Genomic DNA, 17801 nt, shown 5'->3' on the forward strand with positions numbered 1-17801 from the left:
TTCGCCTACTTCGTCTCACTGGGCGCTGACCTGGTGGCGCAGTACGCGCTCGGTGAGAACCACCGGCTGAAGGCGCTGACCCCCGAGACCGTCGCCGCGCCCGAGGGCAGCGGTCCGCGCCATCTCGTGCTCAACGACGCGCAGAACGCGGTGTACGTGCTCACCGAGTTCTCGGGCCAGGTGCTGCACTTCGCGCGGGACCTGAAGCACGGAACCCTGCGTCTGCTGGATGCCGCCGACGCGTTCGATCCCTCGCAGGGACTGCGTCACAGCCGCTTCGGGGCCGACCCGCGGGCCGAGCATCTGATCTGGGGCGCCGACATCCACTTCGGCGACGGCAACCGGCGGCTGTGGTGCTCCGAGCGCACCGCCGGCACCCTCGCGGCCGTCGCGGTGGCCGACACCGGCACCGTCTCGCCGCCCGAGCGCTTCATCGAGGCTCCGCCGCAGCCGCGGGGGTTTCGCGCTCAGCCCGGACGGCGCCTACCTCGTCGCCGCCGGGGAGCGGTCGACGGCTGTCGCGCTGTACGCCGTCGACGGCGACCGCCTCGAGCTGATCGAGCAGGCCGAGACGGGCGGCGGTGCGAACTGGGTGCGGTTCGTCTGAGCCGCCCGCGGCAGTGTCGGCGGGGAGCCGTAGGCTGACGCCGTGAGCCTCTCCGAGCCCGTCGCCGTCCCGGCCGCTCCCGGCGCCCGCACCGGGGCCGACGGCATCGCCCGCTGCGCCTGGGTGGGCGACGACGCCGAGTACACGCGGTACCACGACGAGGAATGGGGCACGCCCCTGCACGGCGACCGCGCGCTCTTCGAGAAGATGAGTCTCGAGGGCTTCCAGGCCGGGCTGTCGTGGATCACGATCCTGCGCAAGCGGCCGCGCTTCCGCCAGGTGTTCGCGGGATTCGATCCCGAGGCCGTCGCCCGGTTCGACGACGCCGATGTCGAGCGGTTGATGGCGGATGCCGGGATCATCCGCAATCGCGCGAAGATCCTCGCCACGATCTCCAACGCGCAGCTGGTCCTCGGCATGGCGCCGGGCGAGCTCGACGCCTTCATGTGGTCCTTCGCTCCGGATGCCGCTAACCGCCCGCGCCCCAGGTCGCTCGCCGAGGTGCCCGCGACCACGCCGGAGTCCGATGCGCTTAGCAAGGCGCTGCGGGGCCGCGGCTTCCGCTTCGTCGGCTCGACCACGATGTACGCGCTGATGCAGTCGTCGGGCATGGTCGACGACCACGTCGAGGGGTGCTGGCGCGCCGGCTGACCGGCGGCACCCGCCGCGGAACAAGCGGGGCGGCGTATTCGTTGGAATGGACCATGGACTACGGTCACACCCTCGAATTCGGCGCTTTCGTCACGCCCGCGGCCGCGAACCCGCAGGCCCCCGTGCTGCTCGCGCAGGTGGCCGAGGCATCCGGCCTCGACCTCGTCACCTTCCAGGACCACCCCTACCAGCCGGCGTTCCTCGACACGTGGACGCTCATGAGCTACGTCGCAGCGCGCACCGAGCGCATCCGCATCTCGCCCAACGTCCTGAACCTGCCGCTGCGGCCGCCGGCGGTCGTGGCTCGCGCCGCGGCGAGCCTCGACCTGCTCTCCGACGGCCGCTTCGACCTGGGGCTCGGCGCCGGCGGCTTCTGGGATGCGATCGAGGCGATGGGCGGCGCCCGCCTGACGCCCGGCCAGGCCGTGACCGCGCTCGAAGAGGGCATCGACCTCATCCGCGAGCTGTGGCGCACCGATGTGCGGGGCGGGTCTTCACCGAAGGCCGCTTCCACCACGCGCACGGCGCGAAGCGCGGCCCTCGCCCCGCCCACGACATCCCGATCCTGGTCGGCGCGTACAAGCCGCGCATGCTCGCGCTCACCGGCCGCAAGGGCGACGGCTGGCTGCCCTCGCTCGGCTACATGAAGCCCGGCGATCTGCAGAACGGCAATGCGGCGATCGACGAGGCCGCGGCCTCGGTCGGCCGCGACCCGCGTGAGATCCGCCGCCTGCTCAACATCGGCCAGCTCGCCGCCGACCCGCGTGAGTTCGCCGAGCGGCTCGCCCGGCTCGCGCTCGACGACGGCATCGGCACGTTCATCATCGCGGCCGACGACCCGCGTCTGCTGCAGATCTTCGGCGACGAGGTGGCTCCGGCCACGCGCGAGCTCGTCGCCCGCGAGCGCGGCGTTCGCGGTATCGCGCAGGCGCCGGTCCGTTCGTCGGCGGCCCTCGCCGCACGTCGTGAGGGCATCGCGTACGACGAGGTCCCGGCGGGCCTTCGCGCGATCGAGCCCGGCGACTTCGACTACGCAGACGTGCGCGCCACTTATATGCGCGGCGGCGCACCGGGCATCGTGCTGCAGCCCGATTCCCCCGGGCAGGTGTCGGAGGCGATCGGGTTCGCACGACGGCACCCCGAGCTTCCTCTCGCGGTGCGCAGCGGCGGCCACGGCATCAGCGGCCGGAGCACCAACGACGGCGGCATCGTGATCGATCTGCGGGCGCTGAACGACATCGAGGTGCTCGATCGCGACAAGCGGCTCGTGCGCATCGGGCCGGGCGCGCGCTGGATGGAGGTGGCCGCGGCGCTCGGCGAGCACGGATGGGCGCTCAGCTCGGGCGACTACGGCGGTGTCGGGGTCGGCGGGCTCGCCACGGCCGGCGGCATCGGATTCCTGGCGCGCGAGCACGGTCTCACCATCGACCATCTGCGCGCCGCCGAGGTGGTGCTCGCCGACGGCTCGCTCGTGCGGACGGATGCCTCCACCCGCCCCGAGCTGTTCTGGGCGATCCGCGGCGCCGGCGCGAACGTCGGCATCGTGACGTCCTTCGATTTCGAGGTGGACGAGGTCGGCGATGTCGGGTGGGCGCAGCTGGCGTTCCAGGTCGACGACGTCGCCGCGTTCCTCGAGGGGTACGCCCGGATCATCGAGGACGCGCCGCGCGACCTCACGGTGTTCCTGCTCGCGGGCGGACCCCGTCCCGGTCAGCCGCAGGTCGTCCAGCTTTATGGCGTCGTCGATTCGGACGACCCCGACACCGTCATCGCGCGCCTGCAGCCCTTCGCCGAGCTGGCGCCGCTGGTGCAGCAGTCGGTGCAGATCGCGCCGTACCCGCAGATCATGGCGAACGCCGACACGGGTCCGCAGCACGGCGCGGGCGAGCCGCACTCGCGGTCGGGGCTGATCGAGCACGTCACGCCCGCCTTCGCCGAGGCGGCGGCACGGATGCTGGCCTCCGGCGCCATCCCGTTCTTCCAGCTGCGCGCGGTCGGTGGCGCCGTCGCCGACGTCCCCGAGGACGCCACGGCGTACGCGCACCGCTCGGCGAACTTCTCGGTCGTCGCGCTCGGGTCCAACGCGGAGCGCCTCGACGCGCAATGGAGGACGCTCGCGGCGCACACCGCCGGCATGTACCTGAGCTTCGACTCGTCAGAGCGCCCGGAGCGGATCGGCGAGGCGTTCCCTCCCGCGACGCTCGCACGGCTCCGGGCGATCAAGGCCGAGTACGACCCGGCCTGCGTCTTCCGCGACAACTTCGCGATCGAGCCCGCCGCCGCCTAGCCGGAACCCGAACCGGGAGCGCGGAACCCACGTGAGCGTCGGAAGCGAGCAGGATTCAGGAAGCAGGATGTCCGCGATGGTGTGCAGAATGTAGGGTCGCACCGTCGAGAGGACTTCATGGCCGAGGCATCCGTTCCGCACATCGCCGATTCGCACGCGGTCATCCGCGTCATCGGGGCCCGAGAGAACAACCTCAAGAACGTGTCGGTCGAGATTCCCAAGCGGCGTCTCACCGTGTTCACCGGCGTCAGCGGATCCGGCAAGTCCTCGCTCGTCTTCGGCACGATCGCGAACGAGTCCCAGCGCCTGATCAACGAGACGTATCCGACGTTCGTCCAGCAGTTCATGGGGCAGCTGAACCGTCCCGAGGTCGACGGGCTCGAGAACGTCAGCCCGGCGATCATCGTCGACCAGGAGCGCATGGGCTCTAACGCCCGCTCGACCGTCGGCACGGCGACGGACGCGCATGCGATGCTTCGCATCCTGTTCAGCCGCATCGGCCAGCCGCACGTCGGCTCTCCGCAGGCGTTCTCGTTCAACATCCCGTCCGCGAAGGGCAGCGGCGCGATCACCGTGGAGCGGGCCGGGCAGAAGAGCAAGCCCGAGCACCGCGTCTTCGAGATCACCGGCGGCATGTGCCCGCGCTGCGAGGGCCTCGGCGAGACCACCGACATCGACCTCGACGAGCTGTACGACAAGTCGAAGTCGCTCGCCGACGGCGCCATCACCATTCCGGGCTACAACGTCGACGGGTGGATGGTGCGCGGCTATTCCGAGTCCGGCTTCCTCGACGCGGACAAGCCGATCCAGGACTACACCGAGCAGGAGCTCGCGGACTTCCTCTACAAGGAGCCGACGAAGGTCAAGCTCCAGAGCTTCAACATGACCTACGAGGGCCTCGTGCCCAAGATCACCAAGGCGATGCTCCAGAAGGATCGCGACTCGCTGCAGCCGCATATCCGCGCGTTCGTGGAGCGGGCCGTGAAGTTCATGCCGTGCCCGGACTGCGGCGGGACGCGCCTGAACGACGGCGCGCGGTCGTCGAAGATCAAGGGAATCAGCATCGCGGATGCCGCGGCCATGCAGATCTCGGATCTCGCCGACTGGCTCGCCACCGTCGACGACCCGGCCGTCGCGCCTCTCATGGCGGGCCTGCGCCATACGATCGCGTCCTTCGTCGAGGTCGGCCTGGGCTATCTCTCGCTCGACCGGTCCTCGGGAACACTGTCGGGCGGTGAGGCGCAGCGGACCAAGATGATCCGGCACCTCGGCTCCGCTCTCACCGACGTCACCTACGTCTTCGACGAGCCGACCGCGGGTCTGCACCCGCACGACATCCAGCGCATGAACGACCTGCTGCAGCAGCTGCGCGACAAGGGCAACACCGTGCTCGTGGTCGAGCACAAGCCCGAGGTGATCGAGATCGCCGAGCACATCGTCGACCTCGGGCCCGGCGCCGGCCGCAAGGGCGGCGAGATCATGTACACGGGGGATGTCGCGGGCCTCCGCACATCGGGCACCATCACCGGCCGCCATCTCGACGACCGCGCGCGGCTGAAGCCCTCGACGCGGCCGGCGAAGGGTGCGCTCGAGATCCGCAGCGCCACCCAGCACAACCTCAAGAGCGTCGATGTCGACATCCCGCTCGGGATCCTCACCGTGGTCACGGGCGTGGCCGGCTCGGGCAAGTCGTCGCTCATCCACGGCAACGTGCCCGCCTTCGACGATGTGGTCGTCGTCGACCAGTCGCCGATCAAGGGGTCGCGACGCTCCAGCCCGGCGACCTACACCGGGCTGCTCGACACGATCCGGTCGGCGTTCGCGAAGGCGAACGGCGTCAAGCCGGGCCTGTTCAGTGCGAACTCCGACGGCGCCTGCGTCGCCTGCAAGGGGCTCGGCGTGATCATCACGAACCTGGGCTTCACCCAGAGCGTCGAGACGCTCTGCGAGGTGTGCGACGGAACCGGCTTCAGCGACGAGGTGCTCGAGTACCGGCTCGACGGGAAGAACATCGCCGAGGTGCTTGCGATGTCGGCGGACGAGGCATCCGTCTTCTTCGCCAAGGGCCCGGCTCACACCACCCTGGCCCGCATGATCGACGTGGGCATCGGCTACATCACCCTCGGCCAGGCCCTGAACACGTTGTCGGGCGGTGAGCGGCAGCGACTGAAGCTGGCGATCTCGATGGCGAAGAAGGGCGCGATCTACGTGCTCGACGAGCCCACCACCGGCCTGCACCTCGCCGATGTCGAGAACATGCTCGGGATGCTGGACCGCCTCGTGCAGGCCGGCAACAGCGTCATCGTGATCGAGCACCACCAGGCCGTCATGGCGCACGCGGACTGGATCATCGACCTGGGCCCGGGTGCCGGGCACGACGGCGGCGAGATCGTCTTCGAGGGCACGCCCGCGGATCTCGTATCGCAGGGCAGGACGCTGACCGCCAAGCACCTGCGGCAGTACGTCGGAGCCTGAGCGCACCGGTCGCCGAGCCACCCTCGTCCGCTCGCTGACCCACCCCGGTCCGCTCGCTGAGCCACCCCGGTCCGGTCGCTGATCTACCCCGGTCCGGTCGCTGATCCACCCCGGTCCGCTCGCTGAGCCACCCCCGCGATGGTCGCTGAGCCTGTCGAAGCGCGCGCGGGTGGGTGTTTGTCCCCATGGGGCATCCGCGCCGAGCCCGCATACCATCTCCGTGGCGGGAAGCCGTGAAGGGCGCGCGGCCGGCCGGGTTAGGCTGGAGCGCTCCCCTTTCTCTCGTGCGTGCCTGATCTCCAGGCGCCGCCGCCACGACGACGAACGACGACGCCCCGGAGGTCGAGGTCCATGAGGTCTTTCGCATGGCTTCGTGGCCGTCCCCGAACTCTCGCGTCCGCCGGCGCCGTGACGGCGGCGGCGGTAACCATCACCACGCTGGCCTTCGTCTACCAGGGCCTTCCCACCACTGAGGTCGACCTCCACGACGGTGGCGTCTGGGTGACCAAGAAGTCGGCGCTGCTCGTGGGGCACTTCAACCACGAGTCGCAGGTGCTCGACGGCGGCCTTCGCACGACCAGTGACGAATACGACATCCTGCAGGCCGGCGAGAACGTCCTCGTCGTCGACGAGGTCGGCTCGAGCGTCGCGGTGGTCGATCCCGCGATGGTCGCGATGGCCGAGGCGGCGAACATCCCGGCGGGCGCGAAGGTGCAGCTCGGCGACTCGACGGTCGCGATCCTCGATCAGAGCTCGGGAGACCTGTGGGTCGTGGCGGCCGAGGCCGTCGGCTCGTTCCAGATCGAGGGCACCGACCCGGTGGCCAGCCTCGGCAAGGGTGCGGATGTCGCGGTCGGGGTCGACGGCGCTGTCCACGCCGTGTCCGCAGAGGACGCCGAGGTGGTGACGTACCGCCTGCAGCCGGACGGGACGATCTCCGAGCCGCAGAAGAGCGGCCTGTCCGACCTGCCCGGCAACGCCGAGGTGTCGGTCACCGCGATCGGCGAGCGCCCCGTGGTGCTGGACGCGTCCAGCGGCGCCGTCTATGCCGACGGCCGGGTGTTCGAGGTCGACGGTGCGCGCAGCGGCGTGCTGCAGCAGCCCTCGGCGGCGTCCGAGCACTTCACGATCGCGACGGATGCGGCGCTCGTGCGGGTGCCGTTCGACGGTTCCGATCCGAAGTCCGTGGCCGCGGGCTCGCAGGGAACGCCCGCCGCCCCGGTATGGCTGGAGGGGTGCGCGTACGGCGCCTGGAGCGGTTCGGCCCGCTTCGTGCGCGACTGTGCGGGCGATGCCGACGACCTCCTCAGCGACATCGACGGCGTGGACGCCTCGTCGGTGCTGACCTTCCGCGTCAACCGGGACGTCATCGTGCTCAACGACATCATCGGCGGCGCCACGTGGCTCGCTTCGGAGAGCCTGCAGCGGGTGGACAACTGGGAGGAGATCACTCCTCCCGAGGAGGCGACCGAGGAGAACGAGGAGACCACCGAGGAGACCGTCGAGACGACGACCCCCGAGCGCTCCGAGATCAACACGCCGCCCGTCGCGACCGACGACGATCTGGGCGTCCGGCCGGGGCGCACGACGATCCTCCCGATCCTCGACAACGACAGCGACCCCGACGGCGACGTGCTGACCGCCCGCGTGCTCGACGGCGGCCCGTCGATCGGCGAGGTGCAGTCGATCGACAACGGCCGCGGACTGCAGATCGCCGTTCCCGAGAACGCGTCCGGCGCGGCATCCTTCACCTACGAGATCTCCGACGGTCGCGGCGGCACCGACACCGCTGTGGTGGCGCTCACGGTACGCGGCTGGGACGTGAATGCGGCGCCGGTGCAGAAGCGCGTCACCACCGTCACCGTCGAGTCGGGGGGCACGGCGACGTACAACGTCCTGCCGGACTGGATCGACCCCGACGGAGACGACGTCTTCCTCAGCGCGGTCGTCCCGGCGGAGGGCGACGAGGCGGACTTCACCTCTGACGGGCGGATCACGTATCGCGCCGTCGGCGGCGTGCAGGGACGCAAGGATGTCGAGATCGTCGTGTCGGACGGCAGCGACGCCGCCACGGGCGCGGTCCGCTTCGACGTGCGACCGGTGGGTTCGACCGTTCCGATCACCAATGCCGACTACGTCGCGGTGCGCGTCGGGCAGACGGCGACCGTCTCGCCGCTCGCCAACGACACGAGCTCGGGTCGTGAGCCGCTGCGCCTGACGCGCGTGGATCCCGTTCCCGGGGCGGAGCTCGCGCCGGACTACGCCAACAAGACGTTCACCTTCACCTCGCAGATCCCGGGCACCTACTACGTGCAGTACCTCGTGGCCGCCGGCCCCAACGCCGTGCCGGGCCTGGTGCGCGTCGACGTCCTGCCCGAGGGTGACACCGATCTGCCGCCCGTCGCCGTGCGCGACGTGGCGCTGCTGCCCAGCGGCGGCGAAGTGCTCATCAACGCGCTGTCCAACGACTCCGACCCCTCCGGCGGCATCCTGGTCATCCAGTCGGTCACCGTCGAGCCCAACTCGGGCATCGCGGTCGCCGTCCTCAACCACGAGACCCTGCGCATCAGCGACCAGGCCGCGCTCTCGGAGCAGGTGCGGATCTCGTACCGCATCTCCAACGGCTCGCAATCGGCCGAGGGTGACGTCATCGTCATCCCGATCCCGGCGCCCGCGCAGCTGCGGCCGCCCGTCGCCAACGACGACACGGTGACCGTGCGCGCCGGCGATGTGGTGACCATCCCGGTGCTCGACAACGACTACCACCCCAACAACGACTCCATCCACGTGGCCCCCGAGCTGGTGGCGCCGCTGCCCGAGCCGGAGAAGGGCGAGATCTTCGTCTCGCAGGACACGGTGCGCTTCCGTGCGTCGGAAGAGCCGGGAACCGTGTACGCCACGTACGAGGTCGTCGACAGCACGGGCCAGAAGGACGCCGGCTACATCACGATCCAGGTGCTGCCCGTCAACCTCGAGACCAACGCCGCCCCGCGACCGCGCGACCTGACCGCCCGGGTGCTCGGAGGCGCCCGCGTGCGGATCGCCGTTCCGCTGGACGGCATCGACGCCGACGGCGACTCGGTGAGCCTCGTGGGCATCGCATCATCGCCTGACAAGGGCCGCGTCGTCGAGACCGGCTCGGACTACATCGTCTACGAGGCCTTCGACGACACCGCTGGCGTCGACGCGTTCACCTACCGCGTGCGCGACCGCCTCGGCGCCGAGGCCACGGCGGCGATCCGCGCGGGCATCGCGCCGCCCGAGGCCGTCAATCAGGCGCCCTACGCGGTCAAGGACGCCGTCGTGATGCGCCCCGACCGCCGCGTCGCGGTGCCCGTGCTCGAGAACGACTCCGACCCCGACGGCGACGAGTACTGGGTGCTCGAGAACGGGCTGATCGTCCCCGACGTCGAGGGGCTGTCGGCCAAGGCCGACGGCAACCGGGTCGTCGTGACCTCTCCCTCGGAAGAGACCGAGACCTCGCTGCAGTACACGATCCGCGACGCGCGCGGTGCGCAGGCAAAGGCCGTCGTGCAGATCACGGTCTCGGAAGACGTGCCGCTGCTCGCGCCGATCGCGCGCGACGACTACGTCCGGGCGCAGGACGTCGAGGACGACACCGTCGAGCTCGAGGTGCTCGCCAACGACGAGGACCCCGACGGTACCCTGGACGATCTCGATGTCGCCGTGTCGGACTCCGGGTCGCGCGTGCGCGCCGACGGCTCCGTGAGCATCACCCTCGGTGACGAGGACCGGCTGATCACGTACACGATCACCGATCCCGACGGCAACAAGGCGTCCGCCTTCATCCACGTGCCGGCCCTCTCGTCGCTGCCGCCCTCGCTCGTCTCCACCGACCCGGTCGAGGTGGCCAGCGGCGAGACGATCGAGATCGCGCTGGCCGACCACGTCCGTGCCGTCGGCGACGCAAAGGTCGTCATCACCGAGGCTGCCAAGGTCACGGCGGCGCACAGCGACGGCTCGTCGCTCGTGAAGGACCAGACGACCCTCGTCTACACGTCGGCCGGAGGATACTTCGGCCCCGACGCGATCACCTTCGAGGTCACCGACGGCACCGGCCCCGACGATCCCGACGGACGCAAGGCCACGCTCACGCTGCCCATCACCGTGCTGCCGCCCGAGAACCAGCAGCCCGCGTTCCTGAGCGGCCAGATGGATGTCGCGCCCGGTGAGGACGCCGCTGTGCTCGACCTGCGCGGTCTCACCACCGACCCCGACCCCGAAGACCTCGACGGGATGCGGTACGAGATCGTCGGCGGCTCGCCCGACGGCATGTCGGCCTCGGTCGACGGCCAGGAGCTGCGCGTGAGCGCGGACGCCGACACCCCGAAGGGCTCTGCCGCGACGCTCACGCTCCGCATCGACGACGGCACCACCGAGCCGGTCGAGGGTCAGGTCAACGTCCGGGTCACCGCCTCGACGCGCGAGCTCGCCACGGCCAACGACGACATCGTCGACGAGGCGCCCCAGGGCAAGACCGTGACGGTGCCGGTGCTCGCCAACGACGTCAACCCCTTCCCCGACACGCCGCTCGAGCTCACCACCGCCCTCGTCGAGACCGGTCAGGGATCGGTCGAGGTCGCCGGCGACCAGGTGCGGGTCACCCCGAGCGAGACGTTCTTCGGCACGATGACCGTGCGCTACCGCGTGCAGGATGCCACGAACGACCCCGATCGCGAGGTCGAGGGCCGCATCCGCCTGACGGTGCAGGGCAAGCCGGACGCGCCGGGAACGCCGACCGTGTCGAGCGTGCAGGACCGCACGGTCGTGCTGTCGTGGACGCCGCCGGCGAACAACGGCGCCGAGATCGAGCGCTACACCGTGGCGTCGACCGCGGGCGACTACGAGAAGGTCTGTCTCGCCACCACGTGCACGCTGGACGGTCTGACGAACAACGTCAAGTACCACTTCACGGTCGTGGCCGAGAATCGCGTCGGCCCCTCGGAGCCCTCCGCGCCCTCGGAAGAGGCGCGTCCCGACGCCCGCCCCGACACCCCGCAGCCGCCGACCCTGGTCTACGGCGACCGCAGCCTGCAGGTCTCGTGGGTGACGCCCACGACTCCTGGCTCGCCCGTCGACAGCTTCACGCTCGAGATCTCGCCGGCGCCCCCGTCGGGCATCGCGCAGAAGACCGAGGTCACCGGCAACTCGCTGGTGTGGGACGGGCTCGAGAACGGCACGTCGTACCAGGTGCGCGTCCAGGCGCACAACCTCGCGCCCGATCCGTCGAGCTTCAGCGGCTGGTCGGCGGCCCAGATCCCGGCGCGCGCGCCGGACGCCGCGGGCGCTCCGGCCGTCCAGCGGCTCGACCCGGTCGGCTCCCAGGCGCAGATGCAGGTGTCCTGGACCGCGCCGGCCAACAACGGCGATGCGATCGCCGAGTACCGCCTGAATGTCCTGCGCGGCGGAGCGGTCGTGAACACGATCACCGGGATCCCCGGCGGGCAGACCTCGCAGGCCCTCGCGATCGACGCCTCGACGACGGACTACACGTTCACCGTCGCAGCCCGCAACAAGGCCGGCTGGGGCGCCGACAGCGCCCCGTCGGCGCCGCGACGCGCCTTCGTCGCGCCCGGCGCGCCGACGAACGTGCGCGCGACGACTCCGAACCCCGACAGCACGATCCACCTCGCCTTCGGCGACGCGGCCGGCAACGGTGCGAACGCCGGCGAGCTGGGATACGAGTTCTCGCTGAACGGCGGCGGATGGCAGGCGGTGCCCGGCAACCGGATCATCGGCAGCCTGTCGAACGGCACGGCCTACACCGTGCGCGTGCGGGCCTTCACCGCGATGGACGGCGTCCGCTACAACGGGCCCGAATCGGCCCCGTCGAACCAGGCGACCCCGTACGGGCCGGTGCGGACCCCCTCCGTCAAGGCGACCGCCAACGGCACGAACATCACGTTCAGCTGGAACCCGCCCGCCGAGAACGGACGTCGGATCACCGCGATGCAGATCCGCATCGACGGCGGCGGCTGGCAGGACGTCGCGCTCAGCAACTCGCGCACGAACAGCTATGGGCACGCCCAGACGCACACCATCGAAGCGCGCGCCCAGGATGCCGAGGGTCATTGGAGCGGCATCGCATCGGACTCGGCGCGGACGTCGGACCCGCCGCAGCCCCGAGCCTGGGTGTCGCGCGGTCAGTCCGCTCAGGGTCAGGACAACTGCTCCTCCGCGGCATGCGCGTTCTTCGTGGTGAACACGCAGGACTTCCCTGCCGGCGACTATCGCGTCCACTGCAACGCGACGGGACCGTTCGGCGGAACGCCGTTCGCAGGCGGGTCCGTCCGATCGCTCAAGGCCAACGGTCAGACCCAGATCGGGTGCTACTTCGGTGACGCCGGCGCAGAGGTCTGGGTGACCATCGACGGCTGGGGCACGTCCGAGCGACGCACCTGGTAACGACGACATCCGAATCGAAAGAACGAGACACACATGACGATGACCCCCGAACAGGCCGCCTGGTTCCAGGGCACCTTCTCGCGACTGGTCGACAACGTCGACCAGGCCCTGATGGGCAAGCGCGAGGTCGTGGCGCTGGTGCTGTCGGCGATGCTCGCCGAGGGGCACGTGCTGCTGGAGGACGCCCCGGGCACCGGAAAGACCAGCCTCGCCAAGGCGCTGGCGGCGACGGTGCAGGGCACGAGCAGCCGCATCCAGTTCACGCCCGACCTGCTCCCGTCGGACGTCACCGGCGTCACGATCTACGACCAGGTGTCGCACAAGTTCGAGTTCCACCGCGGACCCGTGTTCGCCTCCATCGTCCTCGCCGACGAGATCAACCGCGCCTCGCCGAAGACGCAGTCGGCGCTCCTGGAGGTCATGGAGGAATCCCGAGTGACGGTCGACGGCGTGCCGCACGAGGTCGGCCGTCCGTTCCTCGTGATCGCGACGCAGAACCCGATCGAGCAGGCGGGCACGTACAAGCTGCCCGAGGCGCAGCTGGACCGCTTCCTCATCAAGACGAGCATCGGCTACCCCGACCTCGCCGTGGCGGAGCGCATCCTCGCCGGCGCCGCCGACCGCAATCCCTCGGCCCACCTCTCCGCCATCATCACCACGGGCGCCGTGGCCGACATGGCCGATCTCGCCGGGACCGTGCACGTCGACCCGGCGGTCCTGCGCTACACCGCGCAGCTGTCCGAGGCGACGCGCGAGGACTCCGCGACGCGACTGGGCGTCTCGGTGCGCGGTTCGCTGGCGATGATCCGCATCGCCAAGGTCTTCGCCGCCGCGCAGGGCCGCCACTTCGTGCTGCCCGACGACGTCAAGGCGCTCGCGGGTCCGGTGTGGACCCACCGTCTGGTCCTCGACCCCGAGGCCGAGTTCGCCGGCACCACCGCCGAGACCGTGATCGCACGTGTGCTCGAGGCGGTGGCCGCACCGCAGGCGAGGTCCGCAGCCTGATGGCCTCGCAAGCACTCGGGTCGACGGCCGCCGCGCAGGAGCGCGGCGCCGCCGTCGGCAGCGCCGCGACGCATCTCGCGTCGATCGCGCTGCGCCGGCTGCGCGGCGTGCTCGACGTCGTGCGCCCGGCCGCCTGGGTGCTGATCGCCACGGCCATCGTGCTCTGGATCTTCGGTCAGACGCTGGGATGGTGGGAGCTCACCATCGCGGCGGTCGTCGTCACCAGCGTCCTGCTGCTGTGCCTGCTCTTCCTCGTCGGCCGCACCGCCTACGAGGTGTCGCTCGACCTCAACCGCACCCGCGTCGTGGTGGGGGAGCGTGCGGTCGGCGCCCTCACCCTCGCCAACACCGGCGCGCGGGCGATCCTGCCCTCACGCGTCCTGCTCCCGGTCGGCTCCGGGCGCGGAGTGTTCGAGGTCAATCGCCTGGCTCCGGGAGAGGCCGCCGAAGAGCTCTTCGCGATCCCCACCACCCGCCGTGCCGTCGTGAAGGTCGGCCCCGTGAGCGTCGTGCGCGGTGATCCGCTGGGTCTGTTCGAACGGGTGCATCGACGAGACGAGCCCGTCGATCTCTTCGTGCACCCGCGCACAGTGCTCTTCGACGGGCAGTCGCTCGGCTTCCTGCGCGATCTCGAGGGCCTTCCCGCCACCGATCTCTCGCGCGACGACGTGTCGTTCCACGCGCTGCGCGAGTACCAGCCGGGCGATGACCTGCGCCACGTCCACTGGAAGTCCACCGCTCGCACTGGCGACCTCATGGTGCGCCAGTACGAAGAGACCCGCCGCTCGCACTTCGTCATCGGGCTCTCGACGAGCCCGGCCGACTACCGCGGCGAAGAGGAGTTCGAGCTCGCCATCTCGGCGGCCGGATCCCTGGGCCTGCGCGCCCTCCGGGACTCCCAGCGCGTCGAGGTGCGGGTGCAGGAGCGCGGCCTTCCCGCAGGGACGGGCAAGCAGTTCCTCGATGCGCTGTCGGGCCTCGAGCACTCCCGTCCGCGCGCCGGCTCCATCGTCGAGCTTGCCGGATCGGTCGCCGCCTCCCTGGCCCTCGCCAGCGTCGTGGTGCTGGTCTGCGGCAGCACGGTCGACGCCAACGACCTGCGGACGGCATGCAGCCGCCTGCCGTTCGGCGCGCGCGTGCTCGCCGTCGTGGCCGATGCGGGCGCCACCCCGTCGCTGCGCCGGATCGGCGAGGCCGACGTCGTGACGATCGGCGCGCTCGAGCAGCTCGCCGGAGCCTTGCGGAAGGTGCTCGCATGACCGCGCCATCCGTGTCCGCCGCGCCCGCGCCCACGCTTCCCCTGCCGCTGCGCCGCTGGGTGCTCGACCTCGGTGCCACCCTGGCGCTCCTGGCCATTCCGATCGTCGGCTTCTGGCCGACCTTCGACGGGCCCCGGTACCTCGTCGCCGCGCTCGGCGGTCTTCTCCTCGGCATGAGCCTCGGCGCCCTCGGCGCGGTGCTGCGCTGGGGCATCCTGCTGCTGGCCGGCGCGACGGCTGCGGCGTACCTGCTGTTCGGCGGCGCTCTCGCCCTGCCGCACACCACCGTCGCCGGTGTCATCCCGACGCTCGAGACGCTGCGCCTCCTCGCCGAGGGGACCGTGACCTCGTGGAAGCAGCTGCTGACCACGATCGCGCCGGTCGCCGCCGACGACGGACACCTGATCGTGCCGTTCCTCCTCGCCCTCGTGGCGGCCGTGCTGACGACCTCGCTCGCGCTGCGTGCGCGAAACGCTGCCTGGGCGCTCCTTCCTGCCGCGGCGTTCCTCGCCGTCGAGATCGCGCTGGGAACGTCCGAGCCGGTCGTCCCGGTGATCCAGGGCGTCGTCTTCGGACTCGTCGCCGTCGTGTGGCTCGCGCTGCGCCAGGCCTGGCAGCCGCAGGCGGCGGCCGTCTCGGTCGGCGAGGGATCCTCGGGTGCGCGGGCGGCCGCGCTCCGGCGCATGGTCATGGGCATCGGCGTCGTCGCCATCGCGGGTGTGGTCGGCGTCACGACGAGCGCCTTCGCCGCGCCGGCGTCGCCGCGCTATGTGCTGCGCGACGTCATCATCCCGCCCTTCGACATCCGCGAGTTCCCCAGCCCGCTGCAGTCCTTCCGCGCTTACGTGCGCGACTTCCCCGACGAGACGCTGTTCACCGCCAGCGGGCTGCCGGAGGACGCCCGCATCCGCCTGGCGACGATGGACGCCTACAACGGCACCGTCTACAACGTCTCGGACGAGGGCGCCGGCTCATCGAGCGCCTTCTCGCCCGTCCGCACGAACATGTCGGCGGACGCAGAGGGCACGCCGGCGACGGTGCACGTTGAGATCGGCTCGTTCGAGGGTGTGTGGATGCCGGATGCCGGCGCCGTCCAGAGCGTGACCTTCGACGGCGACCGGGCCGACGACCTGCGGCGCACGGCGCACTACAACGAGTCGACGTCGACCGGCGTCGTGACCGCGCGCCTGCAGAAGGGCGACGCGTACACGATCGACAGCGTCATCCCCGAGATCCCCAGCGACGAGGCGCTCGCCGAGGTCCCGTTCGCGGCTCTGTCGCTGCCCGAGCAGGAGGGTGTACCGCAGGATGTGGCCGACGTGGCGTCCAAGGCGGTCGCCGAAGCCGTGACGCCGATCGAGCAGGCCCGTGCCCTCGAGACGATGCTCTCGGAGGGCGGATTCTTCAGCCACGGTCTGGCAGGCGAGGTCCTCTCGCGGGCCGGTCACGGCGCGGAGCGCATCTCGACGCTGCTGGGGGCGGAGCAGATGGTGGGCGACGACGAGCAGTACGCCACGGCCATGGCGCTGCTCGCCCGGGAGATCGGGATCCCGGCCCGGGTCGTGATGGGCTTCTACCCCGACGAGGACCAGGCCGGGCAGGGCGTGTTCGAGGCGAACGGCGACACGCTGCACGCCTGGGTCGAGATCGCGTTCGACGGGGTCGGCTGGGTGCCGTTCGACCCCACGCCGCCCGAGGACCAGGTCCCGAACGACCAGACCACCAAGCCCAAGGCGGACCCCAAGCCGCAGGTGCTGCAGCCGCCGCCCCCGCCGCAGGAGCCGGTCGATCTTCCGCCCACGGTGACCGACGACGGGGGCAACGAGGACGACAACCCGCTCGACCTCACGCTCCTGTGGACGATCATCGGCATCGCTGCGGGAACCCTCGGCATCCTGTTCGTGCTGCTCGCCCCGTTCGTCGTCGTCGGCATCCTGAAGGCGACGCGTCGCCGCAAGCGCCGCGAGGCCGAGCGGCCGGCGGACCGCATCAGCGGCGGGTGGGAGGAGCTCGTCGACCGCGCCTCCGACCATGGCGCCCCCGTGCGACCGGGTGGCACGCGCCTCGAAGAGGCCGGCGTGCTGACCACCGCATTCGCCGAGCCCCGCGTGGCGTCGCTCGCGTCTCGCGCCGACCTGGAAGTCTTCGGCCCGACCGAGCCGAGCCCGGCCGACGTCGACGAGTTCTGGAAGCAGGTCGACGAGATCGTGGGCGGCATGGGCACGGGGGCGGTCGTGGTGGCAGCGCGTGCGGGCGCGTCTCAGCATCCGCTCGCTGCTCGCCGACACCCGCTTCGCGCTGCCCGCGCGCGCACGGCGGACGTCGCCGACGCGCCCGGCTCCGAGCGCGGACCCGGCGCCCGAATCGCAGGAGAAGGAATGACCGCCCGCCCGCCCCTCGCCGTGACGGCGCCTCTCGGCGGAGCGCCTCTCATCGGACCGCCCGTCACCGGAATCCCCGTCAGCGGATCGCCCGTCACCGGGTCGGCTTCCATCGGACGTCGTATCGGCGCCTACGCGATCGATCTCGGCATCGCCTGCGCACTGGGAGCCGCGCTCGTGGGGGGCATGGCTGCGATCGTGTTCGCCTCGGGGCCGGCAACCAGCCCCCTCGCCCTCGCGATGACACTCGCCCTCGGCTACCTGGCCGTGGCCGCCGTCATGCTCGGGTGGGGGCTGGTGTATTCCGCCATGCAGGGCGGGCGCGGCTCGATCGGCCAGCGCCTCGTGGGCGTGCGGGTCCGCGCCGCCGACACGGGGGAACCCATCGGCTTCTGGCTGGCGGTGCTGCGCAACCTCGTCTGGGGTGTCGCCGGCTCGATCGTGGTCGGCTGCTTCTCCCCGCTCTTCGACTCCGGTCCGCGCCGGCAGGGATGGCACGACCGTGCGGCCGGCGCCGTCGTCACCGGCGTGCGGCGAGCGGATGCCGCCGCCCCCGACGCGCCGTTCTTCGCAGCCCTCGCCGCCAATCCCTACGTCTCGGCGACCTCGTCGTCGGCTGCGGCCACGCCGGCACGCGAGTCGGCCCTCGCGCCGGCCGAGCTCGCCGCGGCCGCGACCGCGGTGGTGCGCACCGTCCGTCCGGCGTCCCC

General features: G+C 71.2%; 8 protein-coding genes and 1 pseudogene. All 9 read left to right on the forward strand.

Translation table 11 applies throughout. The annotated features are described in order from the left end of the window. Positions 1–645: lactonase family protein (locus tag WYM_RS20780; RefSeq protein ID WP_019182288.1), on the forward strand; the 645-nt coding region annotated here is incomplete at its 5' end. Positions 646–649: 4 nt separating this feature from the next. Further along, complete coding sequence (locus WYM_RS18250) at positions 650–1258, forward strand: DNA-3-methyladenine glycosylase I (protein WP_019182289.1); 609 nt, start codon at positions 650–652, stop codon at positions 1256–1258. Positions 1259–1311: 53 nt separating this feature from the next. After that, a pseudogene (locus tag WYM_RS22505) lies at positions 1312–1997 on the forward strand (LLM class flavin-dependent oxidoreductase); the annotation flags it as partial. 315 nt (positions 1998–2312) lie between these two features. Further along, positions 2313–3545, forward strand: coding sequence for an FAD-binding oxidoreductase (locus tag WYM_RS22510; protein WP_337479944.1), 1233 nt, complete (start codon positions 2313–2315; stop codon positions 3543–3545). Positions 3546–3662: 117 nt separating this feature from the next. Beyond that, a complete protein-coding gene (locus tag WYM_RS18260; RefSeq protein WP_019182291.1) occupies positions 3663–6020 on the forward strand; it encodes an ATP-binding cassette domain-containing protein in 2358 nt (785 codons plus the stop codon). 351 nt (positions 6021–6371) lie between these two features. Next, the gene (locus WYM_RS18265; RefSeq protein ID WP_026059922.1) at positions 6372–12446 is read left to right on the forward strand and encodes an Ig-like domain-containing protein; all 6075 of its coding nucleotides are present in this window, start codon (positions 6372–6374) and stop codon (positions 12444–12446) included. Between the two features lie 33 nt (positions 12447–12479). Then, positions 12480–13451 (forward strand): AAA family ATPase, encoded by a 972-nt coding sequence (locus tag WYM_RS18270; RefSeq protein WP_019182293.1) that lies wholly within the window; start codon positions 12480–12482, stop codon positions 13449–13451. Then, positions 13451–14710, forward strand: a complete 1260-nt coding sequence (locus WYM_RS18275) for a DUF58 domain-containing protein (RefSeq protein ID WP_019182294.1) — start codon at positions 13451–13453, stop codon at positions 14708–14710. Before WYM_RS18270 ends, WYM_RS18275 begins: the two co-directional genes overlap by 1 nt. Further along, positions 14707–17801, forward strand: a 3095-nt coding sequence (locus WYM_RS20790; protein ID WP_237739452.1) for a transglutaminaseTgpA domain-containing protein, incomplete at its 3' end; no start/stop codon positions are given. The genes WYM_RS18275 and WYM_RS20790, both read left to right, overlap by 4 nt.

It is taken from the genome of Microbacterium yannicii PS01 (assembly GCF_000304335.1).
In the GTDB taxonomy this organism is placed as follows: domain Bacteria; phylum Actinomycetota; class Actinomycetes; order Actinomycetales; family Microbacteriaceae; genus Microbacterium; species Microbacterium yannicii_A.

Bases quoted from the DNA above. Each gene is read 5' to 3' on its own strand.
- WYM_RS18260 (WP_019182291.1), top strand. From the start codon at position 3,663: ATGGCCGAGGCATCCGTTCCGCACATCGCCGATTCGCACGCGGTCATC.
- WYM_RS22510 (WP_337479944.1), top strand. From the start codon at position 2,313: ATGCGCGGCGGCGCACCGGGCATCGTGCTGCAGCCCGATTCCCCCGGG.
- WYM_RS18275 (WP_019182294.1), top strand. From the start codon at position 13,451: ATGGCCTCGCAAGCACTCGGGTCGACGGCCGCCGCGCAGGAGCGCGGC.
- WYM_RS18265 (WP_026059922.1), top strand. From the start codon at position 6,372: ATGAGGTCTTTCGCATGGCTTCGTGGCCGTCCCCGAACTCTCGCGTCC.
- WYM_RS18270 (WP_019182293.1), top strand. From the start codon at position 12,480: ATGACGATGACCCCCGAACAGGCCGCCTGGTTCCAGGGCACCTTCTCG.